At 58.9% G+C, this 19,801-nt stretch carries 15 protein-coding genes and 1 pseudogene; 5 read left to right on the top strand and 11 right to left on the bottom strand.

The features are described from left to right. Positions 1 to 353 precede the first annotated feature (353 nt). From C482_RS03775 to C482_RS03755, 5 genes are all read right to left on the bottom strand, one after another. Positions 354 to 1,760 carry an ABC transporter ATP-binding protein gene (locus C482_RS03775; protein WP_049896459.1) on the bottom strand — a complete coding sequence of 469 codons (1,407 nt, stop codon included), beginning with the start codon at positions 1,758 to 1,760 and terminating at the stop codon, positions 354 to 356. 37 nt (positions 1,761 to 1,797) lie between these two features. After that, a complete protein-coding gene (locus C482_RS03770) occupies positions 1,798 to 2,958 on the bottom strand; it encodes an ABC transporter ATP-binding protein (protein WP_006166146.1) in 1,161 nt (386 codons plus the stop codon). 129 nt (positions 2,959 to 3,087) lie between these two features. Next, positions 3,088 to 4,089, bottom strand: a complete 1,002-nt coding sequence (locus tag C482_RS03765) for an ABC transporter permease (RefSeq protein ID WP_006166145.1) — start codon at positions 4,087 to 4,089, stop codon at positions 3,088 to 3,090. 100 nt (positions 4,090 to 4,189) lie between these two features. Continuing rightward, positions 4,190 to 5,188 carry an ABC transporter permease gene (locus C482_RS03760; RefSeq protein WP_049896456.1) on the bottom strand — a complete coding sequence of 333 codons (999 nt, stop codon included), beginning with the start codon at positions 5,186 to 5,188 and terminating at the stop codon, positions 4,190 to 4,192. Positions 5,189 to 5,483: 295 nt separating this feature from the next. After that, positions 5,484 to 7,190, bottom strand: coding sequence for an ABC transporter substrate-binding protein (locus tag C482_RS03755; RefSeq protein WP_006166143.1), 1,707 nt, complete (start codon positions 7,188 to 7,190; stop codon positions 5,484 to 5,486). 426 nt (positions 7,191 to 7,616) lie between these two features. On the opposite strand from C482_RS03755, the gene C482_RS03750 reads away from it, so the two are divergent. The 4 genes from C482_RS03750 (at position 7,617) to C482_RS03735 (ending at position 13,319) form a co-directional block, all read left to right on the top strand. Beyond that, complete coding sequence (locus C482_RS03750; RefSeq protein WP_006166142.1) at positions 7,617 to 8,036, top strand: PPC domain-containing DNA-binding protein; 420 nt, start codon at positions 7,617 to 7,619, stop codon at positions 8,034 to 8,036. A 1-nt stretch (position 8,037) separates the two neighbouring features. Continuing rightward, positions 8,038 to 11,778, top strand: a complete 3,741-nt coding sequence (locus C482_RS03745; protein WP_006166141.1) for a DNA polymerase II large subunit — start codon at positions 8,038 to 8,040, stop codon at positions 11,776 to 11,778. A 267-nt stretch (positions 11,779 to 12,045) separates the two neighbouring features. Continuing rightward, complete coding sequence (locus C482_RS03740; protein WP_006166140.1) at positions 12,046 to 12,351, top strand: DUF7130 family rubredoxin-like protein; 306 nt, start codon at positions 12,046 to 12,048, stop codon at positions 12,349 to 12,351. A gap of 35 nt (positions 12,352 to 12,386) precedes the next feature. Further along, the gene (locus C482_RS03735) at positions 12,387 to 13,319 is read left to right on the top strand and encodes a ketopantoate reductase family protein (RefSeq protein WP_006166139.1); all 933 of its coding nucleotides are present in this window, start codon (positions 12,387 to 12,389) and stop codon (positions 13,317 to 13,319) included. A gap of 148 nt (positions 13,320 to 13,467) precedes the next feature. On the opposite strand, the gene C482_RS03730 is transcribed toward C482_RS03735, so the two are convergent. Continuing rightward, positions 13,468 to 13,827, bottom strand: a complete 360-nt coding sequence (locus tag C482_RS03730) for a NifU family protein (RefSeq protein ID WP_006166138.1) — start codon at positions 13,825 to 13,827, stop codon at positions 13,468 to 13,470. A gap of 135 nt (positions 13,828 to 13,962) precedes the next feature. Then, positions 13,963 to 14,307 (bottom strand): DUF5783 family protein, encoded by a 345-nt coding sequence (locus tag C482_RS03725; RefSeq protein ID WP_006166137.1) that lies wholly within the window; start codon positions 14,305 to 14,307, stop codon positions 13,963 to 13,965. 164 nt (positions 14,308 to 14,471) lie between these two features. On the opposite strand from C482_RS03725, the gene C482_RS03720 reads away from it, so the two are divergent. Beyond that, positions 14,472 to 14,861 carry a hypothetical protein gene (locus C482_RS03720; protein WP_006166136.1) on the top strand — a complete coding sequence of 130 codons (390 nt, stop codon included), beginning with the start codon at positions 14,472 to 14,474 and terminating at the stop codon, positions 14,859 to 14,861. A gap of 231 nt (positions 14,862 to 15,092) precedes the next feature. On the opposite strand, the pseudogene C482_RS22005 reads toward C482_RS03720, so the two are convergent. The 4 genes and pseudogenes from C482_RS22005 to C482_RS20255 all read right to left on the bottom strand — a co-directional run bounded on the left by C482_RS22005 (position 15,093) and on the right by C482_RS20255 (position 18,229). After that, positions 15,093 to 16,018: pseudogene (locus tag C482_RS22005) on the bottom strand (hypothetical protein). 4 nt (positions 16,019 to 16,022) lie between these two features. Continuing rightward, positions 16,023 to 16,667: a hypothetical protein gene (locus C482_RS22000; RefSeq protein ID WP_049896457.1), complete on the bottom strand. Its 645-nt coding sequence runs from the start codon at positions 16,665 to 16,667 to the stop codon at positions 16,023 to 16,025. 79 nt (positions 16,668 to 16,746) lie between these two features. Beyond that, positions 16,747 to 17,511 carry a hypothetical protein gene (locus tag C482_RS03705; protein WP_006166134.1) on the bottom strand — a complete coding sequence of 255 codons (765 nt, stop codon included), beginning with the start codon at positions 17,509 to 17,511 and terminating at the stop codon, positions 16,747 to 16,749. 4 nt (positions 17,512 to 17,515) lie between these two features. Continuing rightward, positions 17,516 to 18,229 carry a hypothetical protein gene (locus C482_RS20255; protein WP_193787736.1) on the bottom strand — a complete coding sequence of 238 codons (714 nt, stop codon included), beginning with the start codon at positions 18,227 to 18,229 and terminating at the stop codon, positions 17,516 to 17,518. Between the last annotated feature and the right edge of the window lie 1,572 nt (positions 18,230 to 19,801).

Raw genomic sequence — 19,801 nt, 5'->3', positions numbered from 1 at the left:
CTCCCTCGCGCCATCAGAGATGTGTATAAGAGACAGGGTATCGTCACCGAACTCCGGGGAGTGTCGGACTGTTCGTCGAGCCTTTGCGACCGTGCGGTTACAGGCGGCAACCGTAGCGAGGATCTTACTCATTCATGAGTTAATAGTAATGGCGACCACATAAGTGTTTATAATATGGAAGATCATGTGTTTATCATACATGTATTTCTCCTATCTGTGAACGAATACAGGTGTTTGGGGCATAGATGGTGTTCAATACGAACTCTCAGAAATAACTACTTATGAGGTAACTGATCTAACGTTATGTGTGTGAATTGTGAGTGGTACTCGCCACACTGCCAGATCCACCCACCTCACCGATGTAAATGGCAGGCAGTGAAATGCGACTCGCCGCCGTACTCCGGCTCGATCTCGTAGGCCGGTCGCTCTCGCGCACAGATACTCTGCTCGGCGAAGGACTCGAGTAGCAACGTCGTCGCAGACTGCCAGGCGACCACTGGCGATTGACCACCGCCAGCAGTCGCCTGTCCGCCGTCGGTGGCCGTCTCGCCTTGCTGTCCCGTCTGCGTCACCTCAGTGGCTGACTCGTGATCCGTCGCGATGAGTTCGATGGCCTCCTCGACGATTCGGCCGGGTTCGCCCTGTGGGAGCGTCCCACCGAAGAAATCGGCGCGCAACTCGGCGGCCGTCATCGGCTCGAACGTCCGGCGCTTGACTGCCCGCATGAACGCCCGCGTCTGCGCCCACTCCTCGTCGGTCCAGTCGTAGGTCTCGGGCGCGATCAGCCGTGGACACCGCGTTCGGAACCGACACCCCGAGGGTGGATCGATCGGACTCGGCACCTCGCCCTCAAGTACCCCCCGTGCGCCAGTCTCCCGGGGGTCGGGAACCGGGATGGACTCGAGTAGCGCCTTCGTGTAGGGGTGCTGTGGATTCTCGAAGAGTTCCTCCTTGTCGGCGAGTTCGACGATGTTCCCGAGGTACATCACCGCGACCCGGTCGGAGATGTGGCGGATGACAGAGAGGTCGTGGGCGATGAAGAGGTAGGTGAGTCCGAACTCATCCTGCAGACGCTCCATCGTGTTCAGCACCTGCGCTTGAATCGAGACGTCGAGCGCGGAGACTGGTTCGTCACAGACGATGAAGTCCGGGTTAACCGACAGCGCGCGGGCGAGGTTGACCCGCTGGCGCTGGCCGCCGGAGAAGGCGTGGGGATACCGGTTGTAGTGGTGTGGGTCGAGCCCGACGCGCTCGAGGAGGTCCTTCGATCTGGCCTCGCGCCCCTCGTCGTCGAGCATCCCGTGGGCGCGCATCGGCTCCTCGATGATCTGGCCGATCGTCAGCCGTGGATCCAGCGAGGCCTGCGGATCCTGGAAGATCATCTGGATCTCCGAGCGTTTCGTCCGCAGATTCTCGCCGCTGAGCGTCGCGAGATCCTCACCTTTGAACGAAATCCGCCCCGCGGTCGGCTCGAGCAGACGCAGAATCGTCCGGCCGAGCGTGCTCTTTCCACAGCCCGACTCGCCGACAAGGCCGAGCGTCTCGCCGCGGCGAATGTCGAAGGTCACGTCGTCCACGGCCTTGACCCGCTCCTCGCCGACGCTGATCGGCGGGAACTGGCTCGTATCGAGGGAGACACTCGAGAACAGGCCGGAGCTCTGGTTGAAGTATTTTTTCAACCCCTCGATTTGGACGAGTGGCTCGCCGTAGGGGATGGTTTCGCCGGACATCTCCGAGCCGAACTGGCCGGCCTCGCTCATGTCGTTTCCGGTGCCGGTGTCGGGCCCCGACGTACGCTCACTCATTGTGTTCACCTCCATCAGTTCGCTCGCTCTCGCCGCTGGCGCTGTCGACCGCGCTTGCGGGGAGCTGCTGGTCGCCTCTCGCACCGTTCTCGAGTGGGGCACTCTCCTCGTAGTCCGAACCGAAGACATCGTGCTTGATACAGGCGGCGCGGTGTGGGTGGCCCTCGGCGCGTGCGACCTCTCTGTTCTCGGGATGGATGCGCTTGCACGCTTCTCGTGCGTCGGGACAGCGCGGATGGAACCGACAGCCAGACGGCGGACTGATCGCCTCCGGCATCACGCCCGTGATCGGGTCGAGTTCCTCGACGGTTCGGTCGGGCCGTGGCATCGAGTCCAGCAGCGCGTCGGTGTAGGGGTGTTTGGTGTCGTAGAACAGTTCGTCGACCGGCGCTTGCTCGACGATTTCGCCGAGGTACATCACGTTCACGCGGTCACAGATTTCGGCGACAACACCCATGTCGTGGGTGACCCAGATAAAGCTCGTATCGTACTTCTGCTGGAGTTCGTCGACCAGGTCGATGATCTGTCCCTCCACCGTTACGTCGAGCGCCGTCGTCGGCTCGTCGGCGATGATGAGACTGGGTTCACAGGCCAGCGCCATTGCGATGAGCACCCGCTGTCGCATCCCGCCGGAGAACTGGTGGGGATACTCCTCGTAGCGCTCTTCGGGGTCGGGAATACCCACCTCGCGGAGCATGTCGATCGCCTCTTGGCGTGCCTCGCCGTTCGGTAGGTCGCGATTGAGTTCGATGAACTCGCGGAGTTGACTGCCGACGGTGAAGACGGGGTTGAGCGACTCCATCGGGTCCTGAAAGATGACGGCGATTTCGTTACCCCGGATGCGCGTGCGCATCTCTTCGTTCGAAAGCATGTTCTCGTGTTCATGGAGTTCGCCGTCGGGACCCTCCTCGAGCCCGAAGATCGTTTCGCCCTTGTAGGTAATTTCGCCGCCGACGATCTCTCCTGGCGATTCGACGAGGCGGAGGAGACTCATCGAGGCGACGCTCTTGCCGGCACCGCTCTCGCCGACGAGGCCGACGATCTCGCCCTCGTAGACCTCGAAGGAGATGCCGTCGACTGCACGTACTGTTCCTGCATCCGTGAAGAACTGGGTCTTGAGGTCCTCGACGCGAAGGAGTGGTTCTGCGCTCATTGGTGGGGTGGTATCGTCATCGTCGGTGTTGTGATCGTGCAGTGTTGGAAGTGTCGTGCGGTGTCGTGTGGTTTCGTGATCGGTTCAGTCGTCGGTCAGTCTCGGTTCCATTGTCGTGGGTAGTCACTGTTAGTCGTCGATTCGTGGGTCGAGTGCGTCCTGCAGGCCGTCGCCGAACAGGTTGAAGCCCATAATCGTGACCAAGATTGCCAGGCCGGGCCAGATCGAGAGCCAGACGTTCGAGTGCATGTAGCCGTGTGAGACGTTGAGCATCTGTCCCCAGTCGGGCGTCGGCGGCTGTGCGCCGTAGCCGAGGAACGAGAGGCCGGCAACGATGAGAATCGTGACGCCGATCTGTAACGTCGCGTAGACCAGCACGGGCGCGAAGCTGTTCGGAATTACGTGTCTGAGGATGATGTTTCGATTCTTCACACCCGACGCCTTCGCCGCCTCGATGTAGTCCATCTCGCGTACCGAGAGCACCTCGCTGCGGATGATCCGTGCAAAGACGGGAATGAACGTAATCCCGACGCCGATAATCGCGTAGGTAATATCCGGCGTGCCGCCGCTGACGAACACCGTGAAGACGATGATGAGGATCAGCGGGGGGATCGCGTAGACGGTTTCGACCATTCGCATGAGCAGATCGTCGATACGTCCGCCGTAGAAGCCGGAGACCGCGCCGATGATCGTTCCGCCGACGAAGCCAATCAGCGTCGAGGCGATGCCGACGCTGACGGACACCTGCGCGCCGTAGACGATTCTGGTGAAGTAATCACGGCCGCTCGGGTCGGTTCCGAGCGGATTGCTCATCGACCCGTCGGCGTGAAACACCGGTGGGACGTTCCCCTCACCCTGTCCAGGCGGCGGGATCCGCTCCGGATGATCGAAGATCGGTAACGTCTCAGCAAACGTGAAGTCCGACATCGCGCCGAACGTAAGCCGCGAGAGGTTGCTGTCGACAACCGTGTACGCCGAGATCAACAGCACGACAGCGACGACGTACAGCCCCCATCGCGCAGTCGTATCTTGCATCACCTTCGCGAACGTGTAGCGCCAGCCGAATTTGGCTTCGACATCCTCAGATGGTCCGCCGGCGTCAGTGTCCATCTGTCCCTCGCCAATCGCCATGGTCAGACACCTCCGGATTCGCTGGCGCTGTCTCGGACACTATCCCAAATCGTTCTTGAGCCGCTTCCACCGACGGTCGTGATACTGTCTCGTCGCATGTTCAGTCACGATCTCCGTAGGTCACTCTGGGGTCGATGTAGGCGTAGGAGATGTCCGTGATGATCACACCGATGACGAACATCGCACCAATCACGATCGTGATCCCCATGATCAGTTGATAGTCGAGACTCTGAATCGCCTCCAGGAACAGCCGTCCCATCCCGTTGATGTTGAACACGTACTCGATGAGTACGGCACCGCCGAGCGCCGTCGAGAGGTTGAGCCCGACGATCGTGATGATCGGGAGTTGGGCGACCTGGAAGGCATGCTTTCGCAGAATCGTCCGCTCCGGCACACCGTACGCTCGTGCGAGTTTGACGTACTCTCCCTGCAACGACTCGATCATCTGCGTGCGCTCGACGCGCATCAGCGTCGCCATCTGCAACGTCCCCAGTGCGACCATCGGCAACAGTAAATGGCGTATCGTCTGGAACGCTAACTCGAGATACCCGCTGTAGCCGTAGTGATCCGGACTGCGCCACGGATAGACGAGTCCACTCGAGGGCAGCCACCCGAGCTGAATCGCGAAGATCAGGATCAGCATGATGCCGATCCAGAACGAGGGGGTGCTGACGCCGATGAGCGCGACGATACGTGAGACGTGGTCGGTCGGCTCGTTTCGTCGGGTTGCGGCGATGATCCCGAGCGGGATTGCGGTTGCGAGCGCGAAGGCGTACGCGGAGATAACGAGCAGGAGCGTCGGGCCGGCGCGCTGGATCATCAGTTCGGTGACCGGGCGGTCCCGGTGGATACTGTGGCCGAGGTCGCCCTGCACGAGGTTGGCCATGTAGGTGACGTACCGTTCGTGGAGCGGTCGATCGAGGCCGTACTGGCGCTCGACGCGCTCGATCACCTCCTGGTCGACCTCCTGGCCCTGTAGCATGAGCCGGACGGGGTCGCCGGGTGCGAGATTCGCGAGGATAAACGTGATGACGGTGATCCCAATCAGGACGGGGATTGCCTGAATCACGCGAAATGCTGTGTATCGTAGGAGTCCCATGTGAGTGCGATAGCGGTGTCGGTGATGGTGTCGTTCGTAGTCGAGTTCCAGTGTCGTTCGAGTCCCACTGCAATTCCTGGTCGTGCTCCGATCTCTCCCTCGGTGTGTCCGGATTTGGGTTCGGCTCTGGCGCAGCCGTCTCGGATCCGAGTGGGGGAGCCAGCCGGGGCCTGTCGAGTCAGTTCGGATCATCCACAGACCGGTTCGGACCAGTCTGGACACTTCAGACCGGCCCAAACCATCCTCGGCCCACTGTTCCGGCCTTAGTTTAGCCCGCGACCGAGACAGTCTCGGATCAGTTGTCGATCCAGACGTTGCCGTACTCGGAAACGGGGCGCGGGTTCTGCTGAACCATCGGATGGGCGTGCAGATCTCGGACGTGTTCGTCCGCGGCCATCGTGTTGTGGAACGAGTACGCCGGGAGCGACGGCAACTCTTCTAAGATTTCGAGCATCACTCCCTCGTAGAGTTCATACCGTTCGTCTTGGTTTGCCAACTCGCGGGCCTCGGCGATATCATCGTGGAAGCTGTCACTTCCCTCGTAGAAGTGCGCCTGATTGACGCCGACTTGACTCTCGTGGTAGAGGTTGTATATGTAGGCGTCCGGATCCGGTCCACCAGTCCAGCCGAGGAGATACGCCTGGAAGTCGTCCGGGCTCGGGTCCTCGTTGTACACCGTCTGGTCGAGCAGCGTCCCGAAGTCGAGCGTCTCGGCCTGGGCACCCTCGTACCCGATCTCGTGGAGACGGGTCACGATCCGCTCTGCCAGGTCGCCGCGATGATCGCCCGGCGCGACGATCGTCGGACTCCAGTCGTCGTCGACCGCACCGTCAAGCAACTCTTCAGCCTGGTCTGGATCGTACTCCGGATAGTACTCGTCGTGCCACTCATCGAGTGGGAAGTTCCACTGCTCGTTCGTGATCGGTGGGATCGGGGCTGACAGCGGCTGGGCGACGTTTCCGAGACGCGACTCGACGAAATCTGTCATCGAAAACGCGTGACAGATTCCCCGACGCACGTCGGGATCGCCTGTTGGCGCGTCATCCCGACAGTTGAACGTCAGGTGCATGTACGACGGGCTCTCACTGATGTGGACTCGCACGTCGTCGTCACCCTCGAGTTCCTCCCAGTCGTCGTTGGGAACGTCGGCGATCGCGTCGGTGTCGCCAGCGCGGATCTCGCCGACTCGACTCGCTTCGTCAACGTTGTCGACGAACGTGATTTCCTGGAGATACGGTTCCGGTTCGTCCCAGTAGTCGTCGTTGCGTTCGAGGGTAACGTACTCGTTGAACTCGAAGTCGCTCCAGACGAACGGGCCGGAACCGATCGGATTCGTGTTGAACTCCTCGCGGTCGTCCTCACTCTCTCGTTCGCTCTCGGGAACGATCGAGATCCCCATCGTCTGCAGTTCCCACGGCCCGTACGGATGCTCGAGGTCGACCTGCACCTGGTAGTCGTCTATTGCCTCGGCTTCCTCGATCATGTCGTACTGGGCTTCGTTGACGCTGTCCTCCTCCTGATAGGCCATGAAGGTGTGCGCCACGTCGCTTGCGGTCAACTCCTCGCCGTTGTGGAACTCGACCCCTTCGTGAATCTCATAGATGTACCGTGTATCGTCGCGTTCGACATCTGGCATGTCGACGGCGACCTTCGGTTCTAAGTCGAGGCCGGCGTCCCACTCGTAGAGGCCGTCGAACACGAGGTTGTACACCTGCGCGCTGTAGGCGTCGTTGGAGTGGATCGGGTCGAAGTCTTCGTCCCGTTCTAGCTCCTGGGTATACTCCATCGTGCTCTCACGAGCAGCGTCCTCGTCGTCGGGTTCCTCCCGATCGTAGTCGTAGTCTGCGGGATCGATGATGTCTTCCTCACCGTTTTCGTCCTCACCGTTCCCACCGATGCACCCTGCGATGGCCGTCGCCGACACTGCCGTTCCAGTCGCAAGAACGTATCGCCGGCTGACGTCTGGTAACTTCCGTACCATCCCGTCGATATACACAGTCATCGACTCTTTGTTATCCCCTCCCAAACCGGACGAATAGCGGGGATACTGACGGCGACTCCATGGTAATGCGCTTTTACACGTCTTTTGCTGTTCTTCGGTCACCACTGCTGTGTACTATCGGACACGTGTGGTACCGTGAGACGCCAGTCTAGCGGCCTCTCGACCATCTCTGCTCATTTAGTTTATCGGGCGACACTCACGGTCGGTGATCTGTTGTACGATACTACTTCCCTCCATGACTTCCGATGGCGTCACAATTGCACTTCGGCGGCGCTCCAATCTCGGTTCAGTACTTGCCACAATTGCACCCTCACACGCTACAATTCTCCACCGACGCACCGCCACAATTGCACCGATACACCGCCCCACCGTCCGCTTCTGACTGGAACAGTGACCTTTTTCCACCGGCACATACAGTATCGCTGTATGAACTACCGAGCCGTCGACACCGACGCGGAGTACGTCGCCCGCCTCGACACCGGCGCGGACTGGCGCGCCGAACTCGAGTCGCTCGCCGACGAGGTCGCGGCCGACGCCGCCTGGTTTAGCGCCCTCGGTGCCGTCCAGGACGCCGAACTCTGGTTCTACGACCAGGACGAGTGTGAGTACTACCCCATCGAGTTCGACGAGCCACTCGAGGTCGCAAGCTGTGTCGGTAACATCTCTTTGCTTGCGGACGAGCGCTTCGCCCACACCCATGCCGTCCTCTCTGACCCTGACGGCACCACTTACGCCGGTCACCTGAACGAGGCGACCGTCTGGGCCGGCGAGGTCCACATGCGCGTCTTTGAGGAGGGTCTCGAGCGCGAGTACGACGAGACAACCGAGCTCGACCTCTGGCTCTGAGATGCGCACAGAAGACGAACGATACTTCGAGCAACTTGAGTCCCAGCTTGAGGCGGCGTTCGAGGTCGCCGAAGAAGCCAAAGAACGCGGCGGCGATCCCGAACCCGATGTCGAGATTCCGACCGCACGGGACATGGCTGACCGCGTCGAGAACATTCTGGGAATCGATGGCGTCGCCGAGCGCGTCAGGGAACTCGAGGGCGAGATGTCTCGTGAGGAGGCCGCTCTCGAACTCGCGGAGGATTTCGCGGAGGGTCGCGTCGGTGACTACGAGACGAAAGCCGGCAAGGTCGAGGGCGCGGTTCGAACGGCGGTTGCCCTGCTCACGGAGGGTGTCGTCGCAGCGCCGATCGAGGGGATTGACCGGGTCGAGATCCTGACGAACGACGACGGGACGGAGTTCGTTAACGTCTACTACGCCGGCCCGATCCGCTCTGCGGGTGGGACAGCACAGGCGCTCTCCGTGTTGGTCGCAGACTACACCCGCGCGCTCGTCGGTATCGAGCAGTACGATGCAAGACAGGAGGAGATCGAGCGCTACGCCGAGGAGATTGCCCTCTACGACAAGGAGACGGGCCTGCAGTACTGCCCGAAGGACAAGGAGGCGAAGTTCATCGCCAAACACCTCCCGATCATGCTGGACGGGGAGGCGACCGGCGACGAGGAGGTCTCCGGCTTTCGCGACCTAGAGCGGGTCGACACCAACAGCGCCCGGGGTGGGATGTGTCTCGTGCTTGGTGAGGGGATTGCGCTCAAGGCCCCCAAAATCCAACGCTACACCCGTAATCTCGACGAGATCGACTGGCCGTGGCTGCAGGATCTGATCGACGGCAATTACGCGGCCGATGCGGAGGACGACGAAGACGCGGACAACGCGGATACCGAAGACGGGAACGACGAGGGAGACAGCGACGAAGAGAGCGAAACAGACGCCGAGGGCGCGGCCGAGACGGACGAAGTTGACCCCGACGACGAGACTTCGGACGAGGACAGCGACGACGACGAGGGGCCGCCCCGCGTCGGCAAATCCGAAAAGTTCCTCCGGGACCTGATCGCCGGCCGGCCGGTCTTCTCCCATCCGTGTGCGGCAGGCGGCTTCCGCCTGCGCTACGGCCGCGCGAGAAACCACGGCTTCGCGACCGCTGGTGTCCACCCCGCCGCGATGCACCTGGTCGACGACTTCCTCGCGACCGGCACACAGATCAAGACCGAACGACCCGGCAAGGCCGCCGGCGTCGTCCCCGTCGACTCCATCGAGGGGCCGACCGTCAAACTCGCCAACGGCGACGTTCGACAGGTCGACGACCCCGCCGAAGCCAAGGAGATCCGAAACGGCGTCGAAGCAATCCTGGACCTCGGCGAGTACCTCGTCAACTACGGCGAGTTCGTCGAGAACAACCACCCGCTCGCGCCCGCCTCCTACACCCCCGAGTGGTGGATTCAGGACATAGAGGCTGCTGGCGCGGATATTCAGGCCCTGCAGGACGACCCACGCATCGACCTCGAACATCCCGACCCCGACGAGGCGATCGAGTGGGCACTCGAGTACAACGCGCCACTGCACCCCATGTACACCTACCTCTGGCACGACCTCACGGTCGAGGCGTTCTGTGCGTTGGCGGATGCGGTGGCGGCGGGGCGGGTTGAGCGGCGTCTGGACGAGACTGGCGGCGGCGTAGACATCCTCGTCCTCGAGTACACCGAGGCCACACGCGAGGCACTCGAGACGATCGTGATCGAACACCGCCAGCGCGAGGGCAGCGGCGAGGACGACGGTCGCATCGAAATCGACGACTGGCGGCCGCTCGCGCGGTCGCTTGGCTGTGAGATCCGCCGGACGGCGACCGACGGCTCCTCGCACTCTCCTGGCGCGAACGTCTCTCCCGACGGCCCGGACGCGAGCACCCCGTCAGCGACGATCGAACTCGAGCGCACCTGGTCCGACGACGATCTCTCCGAGTGCGCTCGTACCTGGGGCCACGAGGACCAACCGGACGGCTCGAACGCCGTCGAAGCCGTCAACGAGGTCGCACCGTTCGACATTCGAGAACGCTCGCCCACTCGCATCGGCAACCGGATGGGCCGTCCGGAGAAATCCGAGCGCCGCGACCTCAGCCCGCCGGTCCACACCCTCTTTCCGATCAGCGAGGCCGGCGGCGCACAGCGTAACGTCGCCGACGCGGCCAAACACGCTGAAACCATGTCGGACACGCCCGGTATCGTCGAAATCCAGATCGGCCGCCAGCAGTGTCCAAGCTGTGGCACGGAGACGTTCAAGAACCGCTGCCCCGACTGTGAGACCCGAACCGAGCCTGACTACCGCTGTCCCGATTGCGAGCAGTCACTCGACCCCGACGACTCCGGGCGCGTCGAGTGTGGCCGCTGTGAGATCGAGGGCACCTGTGTCGAGACCCGCGAGGTCGACATCAACGACGAATTCCGGAGTGCACTCGAGTCCGTCGGCGAGCGCGAGAACGCCTTCGAGATTCTGAAGGGGGTCAAGGGGCTGACCTCGTCGAACAAGGTTCCCGAACCCATCGAGAAGGGGGTCTTGCGCGCCAAACACGACGTGTCGGCGTTCAAAGACGGCACCGTCCGCTACGACATGACGGACCTGCCGGTCACGTCCGTCCGCGCGAACGAACTCGATATCGACGTGGGGCAGCTTCAGGCGCTCGGCTACGAGGAGGATATCCACGGTGAGCCACTGGTCCACGAGGATCAACTGGTCGAACTCAACGTGCAGGACATCGTCCTCTCGGACGGCGCGGCCGAGCACATGATGCAGACAGCCGACTTCATCGACGACCTGCTGGAGCAGTACTACGGCCTCGAGCCGTTCTACGAACTCGAGGATCGTCAGGATCTGGTCGGCGAACTCGTCTTCGGCATGGCACCACACACGAGTGCCGCAACTGTCGGGAGAGTGATTGGTTTCACGAGCGCAGCGGTCGGATACGCTCATCCGTACTTTCACGCCGCTAAGCGTCGCAATTGTGACGGTGACGAAGACTGCGTCATGCTGCTCATGGACGGACTTCTCAACTTTAGTAGAAGTTTCCTCCCCGACAAACGAGGCGGGCGCATGGACGCACCCTTGGTCATGTCCTCCCGGATCGATCCCTCCGAAATCGACGACGAGGCCCACAACATGGACATCGTCTCGCAGTACCCCCGCGAGTTCTACCTCGCAACCTTAGAGCAGGCCGATCCGGAGGATGTGGACATCCAGATCGGCGAGGATACACTCGGCACCGACGGCGAGTACACCGGCTTCGAGCACACCCACGACGTGACAGACATCGCAATGGGACCGGACCTCTCCGCGTACAAGACCCTGGGCTCGATGATGGACAAGATGAACGCCCAACTCGAACTCTCGCGGAAACTCGCTGCCGTCGACGAAACAGACGTCGCAGAACGGGTCATCGAATACCACTTCCTGCCGGACCTGATCGGCAACCTGCGTGCGTTCTCTCGGCAGGAAACCCGGTGTCTCGACTGCGGCGAGAAGTTCCGCCGGATGCCACTGACCGGCGACTGTCGGGAGTGTGGCGGACGCGTCAACCTCACCGTCCACCAGGGGTCGGTGAACAAGTACATGCAGACGGCAATCGAGGTCGCCGAGGAGTACGACTGCCGGGACTATACCAAGCAGCGACTGGAAGTACTCGAGAAGTCACTCGAGAGCATCTTCGAGAACGACAAGAACAAGCAGTCCGGTATCGAGGACTTCATGTAACCGTATCGGTCGGCTTGATCGTCTCTCCGTCCGATTCTAACTGTTCTCTGGTGGCATCGTATTGGCTCCGCCCTGCGTGCTCTTGCCTTCTACTCGAGTCCACCCGCACCTCGCACCCGCTCTCTTTCTCGTTTCCAATCCTATTTCGTATAGCGTATCTCAATATATTGGCGGTATATCGGCACAGTACGACGCTCACGGAAACCGGACTGTCAGACCCCACAAACTGCGTGCTGGCTTTATGCGCTCTCGAGTGTTACCACGCGTATGGGTTCCGAACACGAATACGACAACTCACATCTCGGAGTCGGCACGACGGTCTACACCGAAGACGGCGAACCGCTCGGGGACGTTCGTGGCTTCGACGAAGACGGTTTCTACGTGACAATTCGCGACGGGATGGAGGGTCTGAGCGTCGAACACGTCCGCTCCGGCCACGAGTTCGGTGAAGCACACCTGATGTGGCGCTGTCTCGAATGCGGAGAGATGGGTGACCTTGATCAGGATCTGCCCGAGGAGTGTCCTTCCTGTGGCACGGAGCGAGAGAACCTCTACTACTGGACGGAAGACTAGCAGCTTTATCGCGTTGGCGTCCCGAAATTCGCACGATGGAGGTTGTGGTCTTCGGAGCCGGTAGTCTCGGCAGTCTCGTTGGCGGCGTGCTCGCCCGGGCCGATGAACACGCAGTGACACTCGTCGCTCGCGAGCCACACGCGAGGGCAATCTGCGAATCCGGACTCCAACTCAGTGGCGAGTTCGACGAGACAGTCACGCTCGACGCGACGACGGACGGCAGGGAACTCGAGGCTGACCTCGCGATTGTGACGGTCAAGTCGTTCGATACGCCGACGGCAGCCGAGACGCTCGCAACCGGCGCGTTCGACGCCGTGCTCTCGCTGCAAAACGGGATGGGAAACGAGGAGACACTCGCCGCTGCGATCGATGCGCCGGTTCTGGCGGGAACAGCGACCTACGGCGCGATTCTTCAGGAACCGGGTGTCATCAAGTGTACGGGGGCCGGTGAACTCGTCCTCGGTTCTCTCGATGGAGAGTCAAAGGCAGGTGACTCGAGTTCAGCTACCCGCGCGACGAACATTGGAGCAGCGTTCGATCGGGCGGGACTCGAGACGGTCGTTGCCGAGGACATGCCGCGGCGGTTGTGGACCAAACTCGCTATTAACGCGGGCATCAATCCGGTAACGGCGCTCACGGAAACGAAGAACGAAGCGGTCACGTCCAGTCCTGCGGCCGAACTAGCGAGGGAGGCAGCCCGAGAGACGGCGCGGGTTGCACGAGCAGCAGGAGTTGCTCTGCCCGAGCAGGATGCGGTCGCGGCGATGGACCGCGTTGCGACAGAGACGGCTGCAAACACGTCTTCGATGGCCCAGGATGTCGCTGCCGGTCGACGAACTGAAATCGATTCGATCAACGGCTACGTGGTTGATCGAGCAACGGCTCTCGGTGTCGACGTACCGACGAATCGGGTGCTCACGACGTTGGTTCGGACGTGGGAGCGAGGCACTGGTGTCCGCTCAGACTAGCGACTGTTGGTTGGAGAACGCTATCTGCGTAACGATGCCGACGTGATTCGTCTGTAGACAAAGAACGTCAGCCGTGTCGCCGTCGAAATCAGTAATCGGTAGCCGTCTCGAGTTACCGTGACGAAATCGCACCGAGGCGGATGACGCGTTAGAAGGGAGCTTCCGGTCCTTCGTCGGCTTCGCCGTCGTCGTCGACGGTCTCACCGGGGAAAGAGGGACTCATGCCACCGCCCATGTCGTCACCGCCGTCCATGCCGGTGTGGGCGTTGACTTTCTCGATCTCGGGGATCTCCTTGACCATGCGGCTTTTGATCGCCTGAATCGTCATCGGGGAGATACCACAGCCACTGCAGGCACCACCGAGTGCGATGGTGACCTCGCCGCTCTCGCGGTCGAGATCCTGAATCGCTGCGCTACCACCGTGCATCTGGATCTGTGGGAAGTTTCGTCGCAGGAAGTTCGCGACGCGGTCCTCGAGATCGTCTCCGCCTTGGGTTTCGGTACTCATGTATCGGCGTTGGGGGCGAACCTCCCTAAACCTTCCGTCGTTTTCCGCTGGCGGGCATCGTTACCCGGTGCCACTCCCATTCCACTCCCTCGGGATCACTCGTCGTTCAGGCGGGCCTGCGAGTCTGCCCCTGGCTCAGGCCAGACCGAACACGCGCTCGAGTTCGGTCTCGATCTCCCCGACGTGGATCTCGAGTACCTCTTCGAATCGCTCTTGGTCGGCGACTACGCCACTGAGCCGATCGTATGGATTCTCGGGGAGTTCGATGCGGAACTCGCCGTCTGTGTCGTCATCGTCGCCTACGTAGAACGGCTCACTCTCGTTCAGCACCTGTTGATCGATTGCGTGGACCAGCTCGGAGTCGTACTGGTCGTTCATTCGGTTGAACGCGTTTTTGTAGGCCTGCTGGAGCTCGGGGAAGTAGTTAGCGTACTTGTCCTCGAACGCCTCGGGATCGAACTCGGTGTTCGTGTTTGCCATACTGGTGCTACAGGCGAGCGAGGACAAAAGTCGGACGATCAGTTCCGGCTCTCTGGGAACTGCTGGCAGATGGTCATGCGAACTGACACCGTAGGGGGACCCTACAGAGCAGGGTGCGAATGCAAGCCGAACCGACACCCCTCCGAGTGGCGCTATCGACAACTATGCCCCCTGATCACCACCCCATTCCGTGGGAGCAACTGCCCCCGGAATGGGGTCCTACTGAGCACGACGATGGTCGTTTCGCGTACCGACACCGTGAATCGCCAACCGTTCTCGTCGCCGATCGAACCGCCGCAGCGAACTCTCACCCCGGTTTCGGTCTCAGTTGTTACTGGGAACTGCGCTGTCGCTACTCGCTTGGCGACCGCTCGCTCTCGGAGGCAATCGCTCGCGTTTCCACCCGCAGCGCCGCCATCGAAGGGGTACTCGAGTGTATGCATTGTGTTCACCAGTCGGTCGAGCAGCCAACCGACCCGATCGAGGTGATGAACGCGCTACGTGATGTTTCAATGTCGGATGTTGTTCCGGAGCAACCGTCTCCGCCGGAGTAGGCCCGGTTTCTGTTATAGACTTCCTGAACACGACGGGTTCCGAAAATGTGTTATAATGCATAGGTTGAACGGTGACTACTCACCAGTTTGATGACTATTTCGCAGTTCGACGAGTCAGTGAATTACGCTATTCTATCAAACACTTGGAAAGTTTTGTGGACATCGATGGCCTCGTCGAGAACGACCCACTCGAAGTTGTGCTGAGGAGAGTGTCGTGCGTCTCGACTCCCGTTAGTACTCGTCACGATCGAAGTTCCCTTTTGGTTTGCCGTATCCTTCGATGTCGTACTGTTTGGGCGGTGTTTCACCCATGTTCCGGTACACGTCTCTGATCTGGCAGATGAGGTTGTTGATCAGGAAGCCCCGGAAGTCCTCGGGGTAGACGAAGTCTTCGGGCACTTCTACGAACGGAGGCACCATGGGGGTGATCTGTGTGGTTCCCTCCGAACNCCCCGGAAGTCCTCGGGGTAGACGAAGTCTTCGGGCACTTCTACGAACGGAGGCACCATGGGGGTGATCTGTGTGGTTCCCTCCGAACAGCTCGCTGGCGTCCCAGTCGTGTAAGTCTCCTTGATGTCCTCCTTCGAATAGTAAATGTACATGTCCGGCAGGACGTTGACAACTTCGTTATCGTCGTTGATACAGAACCCCTTCATGATCAGGGCAATCCGAGGTTCTCCCTCGAATTCGACTTTACCTTCGGTTATCCCGTACTCCTGTTTGGTTCGCTCTGGATTAATCAGCGCGTGGTAGTACTCTCGGAAGGCCTCGTCGAACTGGTCGAGCGGCATCTTCTCGAGGGCGTCGATCCCACGTCGNTGGTAGTACTCTCGGAAGGCCTCGTCGAACTGGTCGAGCGGCATCTTCTCGAGGGCGTCGATCCCACGTCGCAACTGTCGTGGGTCCCACCCATCACGGACAATGTTGAAATCTGTTTGTGAATGGGCTTCATATCTAGCACGTGCAAGTACTTGATCCATAAGACGTTCTTCTTCTTCACTTAGATTCGAAGAATCGACAGGATAGGAATCTTGGGCGTGAAGGTCGTTTGCTTCTTCGTCTTCGGTATCTATTTCAACCAAATGGGTGTTTCCACGGGGATCAATTATTTTGACACCAATAACACCTTCTTCAATTCCGACGATTTTTGCTTGCATGGTTCTATTGTGCTTGCTGTTTGAATGGGACGAGTTCAGTATCGTGAATACCGATTCCGTCAACCTGGTACTGTTCAGGAGGCTGGCCACCCTGCCTGTAGTAGAGATCTCGAATCTGGCATTTGATCTGGTGGACGATAAGATCCCGGAAGGTATGATCACAGGCGAACGGGCGTGTGAGTGGTGAGATCGTCACGTACACGTCGGGTTCACGCTCGAGGGTAACCGGGGTGTGAACGAGGTCCTGATCTTCAAAATAAAACGTCACGGGATCGGACTGATAGATCAGTTCTTCGTTCGCATCATCCAGATGGAGGTACAAGGCGGTGAACTCCACGTCATCAACGGGAGGCTCCCGAATCGCTTCGAGAAAGTCCATGAAGTGTTCCATGATGGCTGATTGGTCAAAACTCTCGAGGACATCGATGGTCTCGTCGAGAACCACCCAGTCGAAGATGGGGCTGAGGAGGTTTGCGTCCGTCTCGTGATGACCGACGTTGCGTGCTCGAAACTGAATGCGCTCGAGTATTTTCGCAGGTTGGGGATCAGTCTGACCCTCCGCTGTAAATCGGTCTTGAACGTGACCAATGAGTTCACCGTCCCAGTCGAACGACGGGTGATGGGGATAGACACGGAACTCAGAACTCATCTGGATCGAAATTGCCGGCAGGCTTTCCAAATCCTTCGAGATCAACGTTTGCAGGCGGCTCCNGGGATAGACACGGAACTCAGAACTCATCTGGATCGAAATTGCCGGCAGGCTTTCCAAATCCTTCGAGATCAACGTTTGCAGGCGGCTCCTCACCCATATTCCGGTAAATATCGCGGATTTGGCAGACCAAATTATTGATTACCGAGGCGCGAAAGTCCTCTGGATAGTTGAAATCGTCAGAGATGCTCACGAACGGTGGCAGCATCACTGTAAGTTGTGTCGTCTCATCCGAACAGCTAGCCGATGTCCCCGCGGTGTACGTCTGTTCGGTTTGGTCATTCGTGTAGTAAATATACATGTCAGGTAACACGTTTACGACTTCGTTCTGGTCGTCGATACAGAACCCTTTCATAATCAATACGATCTGGGGTTCGCCGGGAAATTCAACTGATCCTTCGGTAATCCCGTACTCTTCTCTGGTCTTCTCAGGATTGATCAGCGCATGATAATACTCGCGGAACGCCGCGTCAAACTTCTCTGCAGACATATTTTCAAGAGCTTCGATGCCGCGCTCAATGTGCGGCGGATACCAACTCGGTCGAAGAATATCATACTCTGTTTTTGTGTGTGCCTCGTATCGTGCTCGAGCTGCAACTTGATTCATGAGACGTTCCTGTTCTTGGGTTCGCTTCGATGCGTCGAGCGGATACGATTCTTGGGCGTGGAGATCTTCGGAATCCTCGTCTTCAACGTCAATCTCAACGAGGTGTTGATTTCCACGTGGATCGATAACTTTCACACCGATAATGCCGTCTTCGGTGCCGATGATTTCTGCCTTCATGAATCTATTTTGATTGTTCGCTGAAGGAAACAATTTCAGAATCGTTGATCCCTAACCCCTCGACCCGATATTTCTCTGGAGGTTGGCATCCTTGCATGTAGTGGAGGTCTCTTATTCTACATTTAAGCTGGTGGACAATAAGGTCCCGGAACCGCTTATCACAGGCGAATATCTCCTCGAGCGGCGGGATCGTAACATAAGCGTCTGGATCGCGCTCGAAAGAAAACTCAGTGTGAGTGAGGTCATCGTTTTCGTGATAGAACGTTACTGGATCAGATTGTCTAACAAGTTCATCACGACTATCGTTCAGGAAGAGGAACAGTGCAGTATAGGCAACGTTGTCGGCGGGCGGATTCTGAATCGCTTCGTAAAAATCCTCGAAGTATTTCATAATCTGTGGAATATCGAACGATTCGAGTATGCCGATGGTGTCTTCAATGACGGTCCAGTCGAGAACAGGAATGAGAAGATCGGCTTCAGTCTGGCGATGAGCCTCGTTTCGTGCCCGGAACTGTACCCGTTTGAGTATTCGGGAGGGCTCTGGATCAGTTTGGGTTGCTTCTGTGAATCGTTCGTGTACGTGACCAATGAGTTCCCCATCCCGGTCGAATAACACGTGATTCGTATATCCCATACAGTCAGTTACTTCGACTGCGATTCCTACCGAATCTTCTCCGATAATATGTGCATCCATCGATTCGTATCCGTTATTCGTCATAATCCTCAAAACGCTCCTCTTTATCCAGTATTTTGATTAGTTCGACGACGAGTTCGTCGTATGCTTCCTTCGGATCCTGCGTCTGTTCTGGCTGAGATTTGATTCCTTTCACAGCTTTCAGAAGGTCTTCCTCTATTCTGTCTCCTATCGCTTTGATTGTCTCTTCAGTGCCAAGCCGATCGGTAACTATCTTCGTGAGGATTGTTGCAACCCCTTTCATACTCCCTTTCGATGCACCATCTGACAGTGCCTCAGCCAGATCAACGTTACGTGAGTTAGCGACATCGTCTCCTGCTGTCTTTGCTGTCCTAGTAGTTCCTGATACACCGGCACTCGTCGTGCCCTTTTTTGCATATTCAACGGGATCCGATCGATTGACATTTTCCGGATCGATCGATGCCATCGTACCGACGAGCACACGCGACATCAGTCCCACCTCCTGCAACGTCTTGATGTATTCATCACGTTGACTCTGGCCTAGATCAACCCACTCCTCGCTCTGTATTGCTCTGAGTTCTTGGAGGTTTTCTTCGACCTGTTCTGGATCCATCGACTGGTCTTCGGTGCCGATCTTCGCACCAGTTTGCATCTGATCGCCGTATTTACTGTCCCCAAATTCCGTTTGCCTAGTTTCAGGCGTGGTTTCTTTATCACCCTCTTTCGCAAATTCATCATCTTCAATTCCAGTAAGAGCTCCAAATGAATCACTAAGCAACTCTCGCTTACCTGAAAGTCCGTCGTACTCTTCGTAATCCTTCGGGAGGCGCTTATCAACCTGATACTCGAGTTGCGCTTTGACAGGCGCGGTAATCGCCCCCACTGTGGTTGCAATAAACGGCTGACCCAGCGAGAGATCGACTACTGCCCCAGCAGACGAATTTTCGACGGCCTCGTTAAGATAGTCTCCCCCGGAAAGACCTTGCCAGTGGCGCTCGATCGCTTTTCCGAACTCCGTAGCGATCTCATCGGATTCGTTCATGAAGAGCGCCAGCGTTCGTTGCTCGCGGTCGCTGAGGTTCTCGATCCCGTCCCGACTGTTGAACAGGATCGAACTGGCGACCTCTTCCCAGGTCCAGTGGACTTCTCCCTTCTCACCCCAGCGCTCACTGTTTCGGAACGCCGATTTGGTGAGGTCCTGAAACGTCGCATTGTCAAACTCCCGCTCGTAGGCCCGCGTAAATGCTGGATGACCGTTCTCGTAGCCTTCACGCAGCGCCTCCGGCAGCTTTTCGAGGANATTGTCAAACTCCCGCTCGTAGGCCCGCGTAAATGCTGGATGACCGTTCTCGTAGCCTTCACGCAGCGCCTCCGGCAGCTTTTCGAGGATCTCTTCGGGCAGGCCATCCTCGAACTCCTCGGGGAGGTCTTCCTCGAGTTCGTCGTCGAGAACCTCGAGGAGTTCGTGTTTGTGCATCCGCTGGACGGACAGGGCTGCTTGGCTCGGCGTGAGCGCCCCAACGCCCGCGTCCGATCGGAGCGCCTCACTGGCAAGCTCGTCCGCCTCACGCTCGTACGCACTCGAGGAATCTCGCACCTCGAGTTCCTTTGCAGCCGGCAATCGAGTGACCTGTC

The organism is Natrialba chahannaoensis JCM 10990 (assembly GCF_000337135.1).
Classification (GTDB): domain Archaea; phylum Halobacteriota; class Halobacteria; order Halobacteriales; family Natrialbaceae; genus Natrialba; species Natrialba chahannaoensis.
The sequence above is the reverse complement of the archived record's forward strand: the minus strand, read 5'-3'. Positions and strand labels throughout refer to the sequence as shown.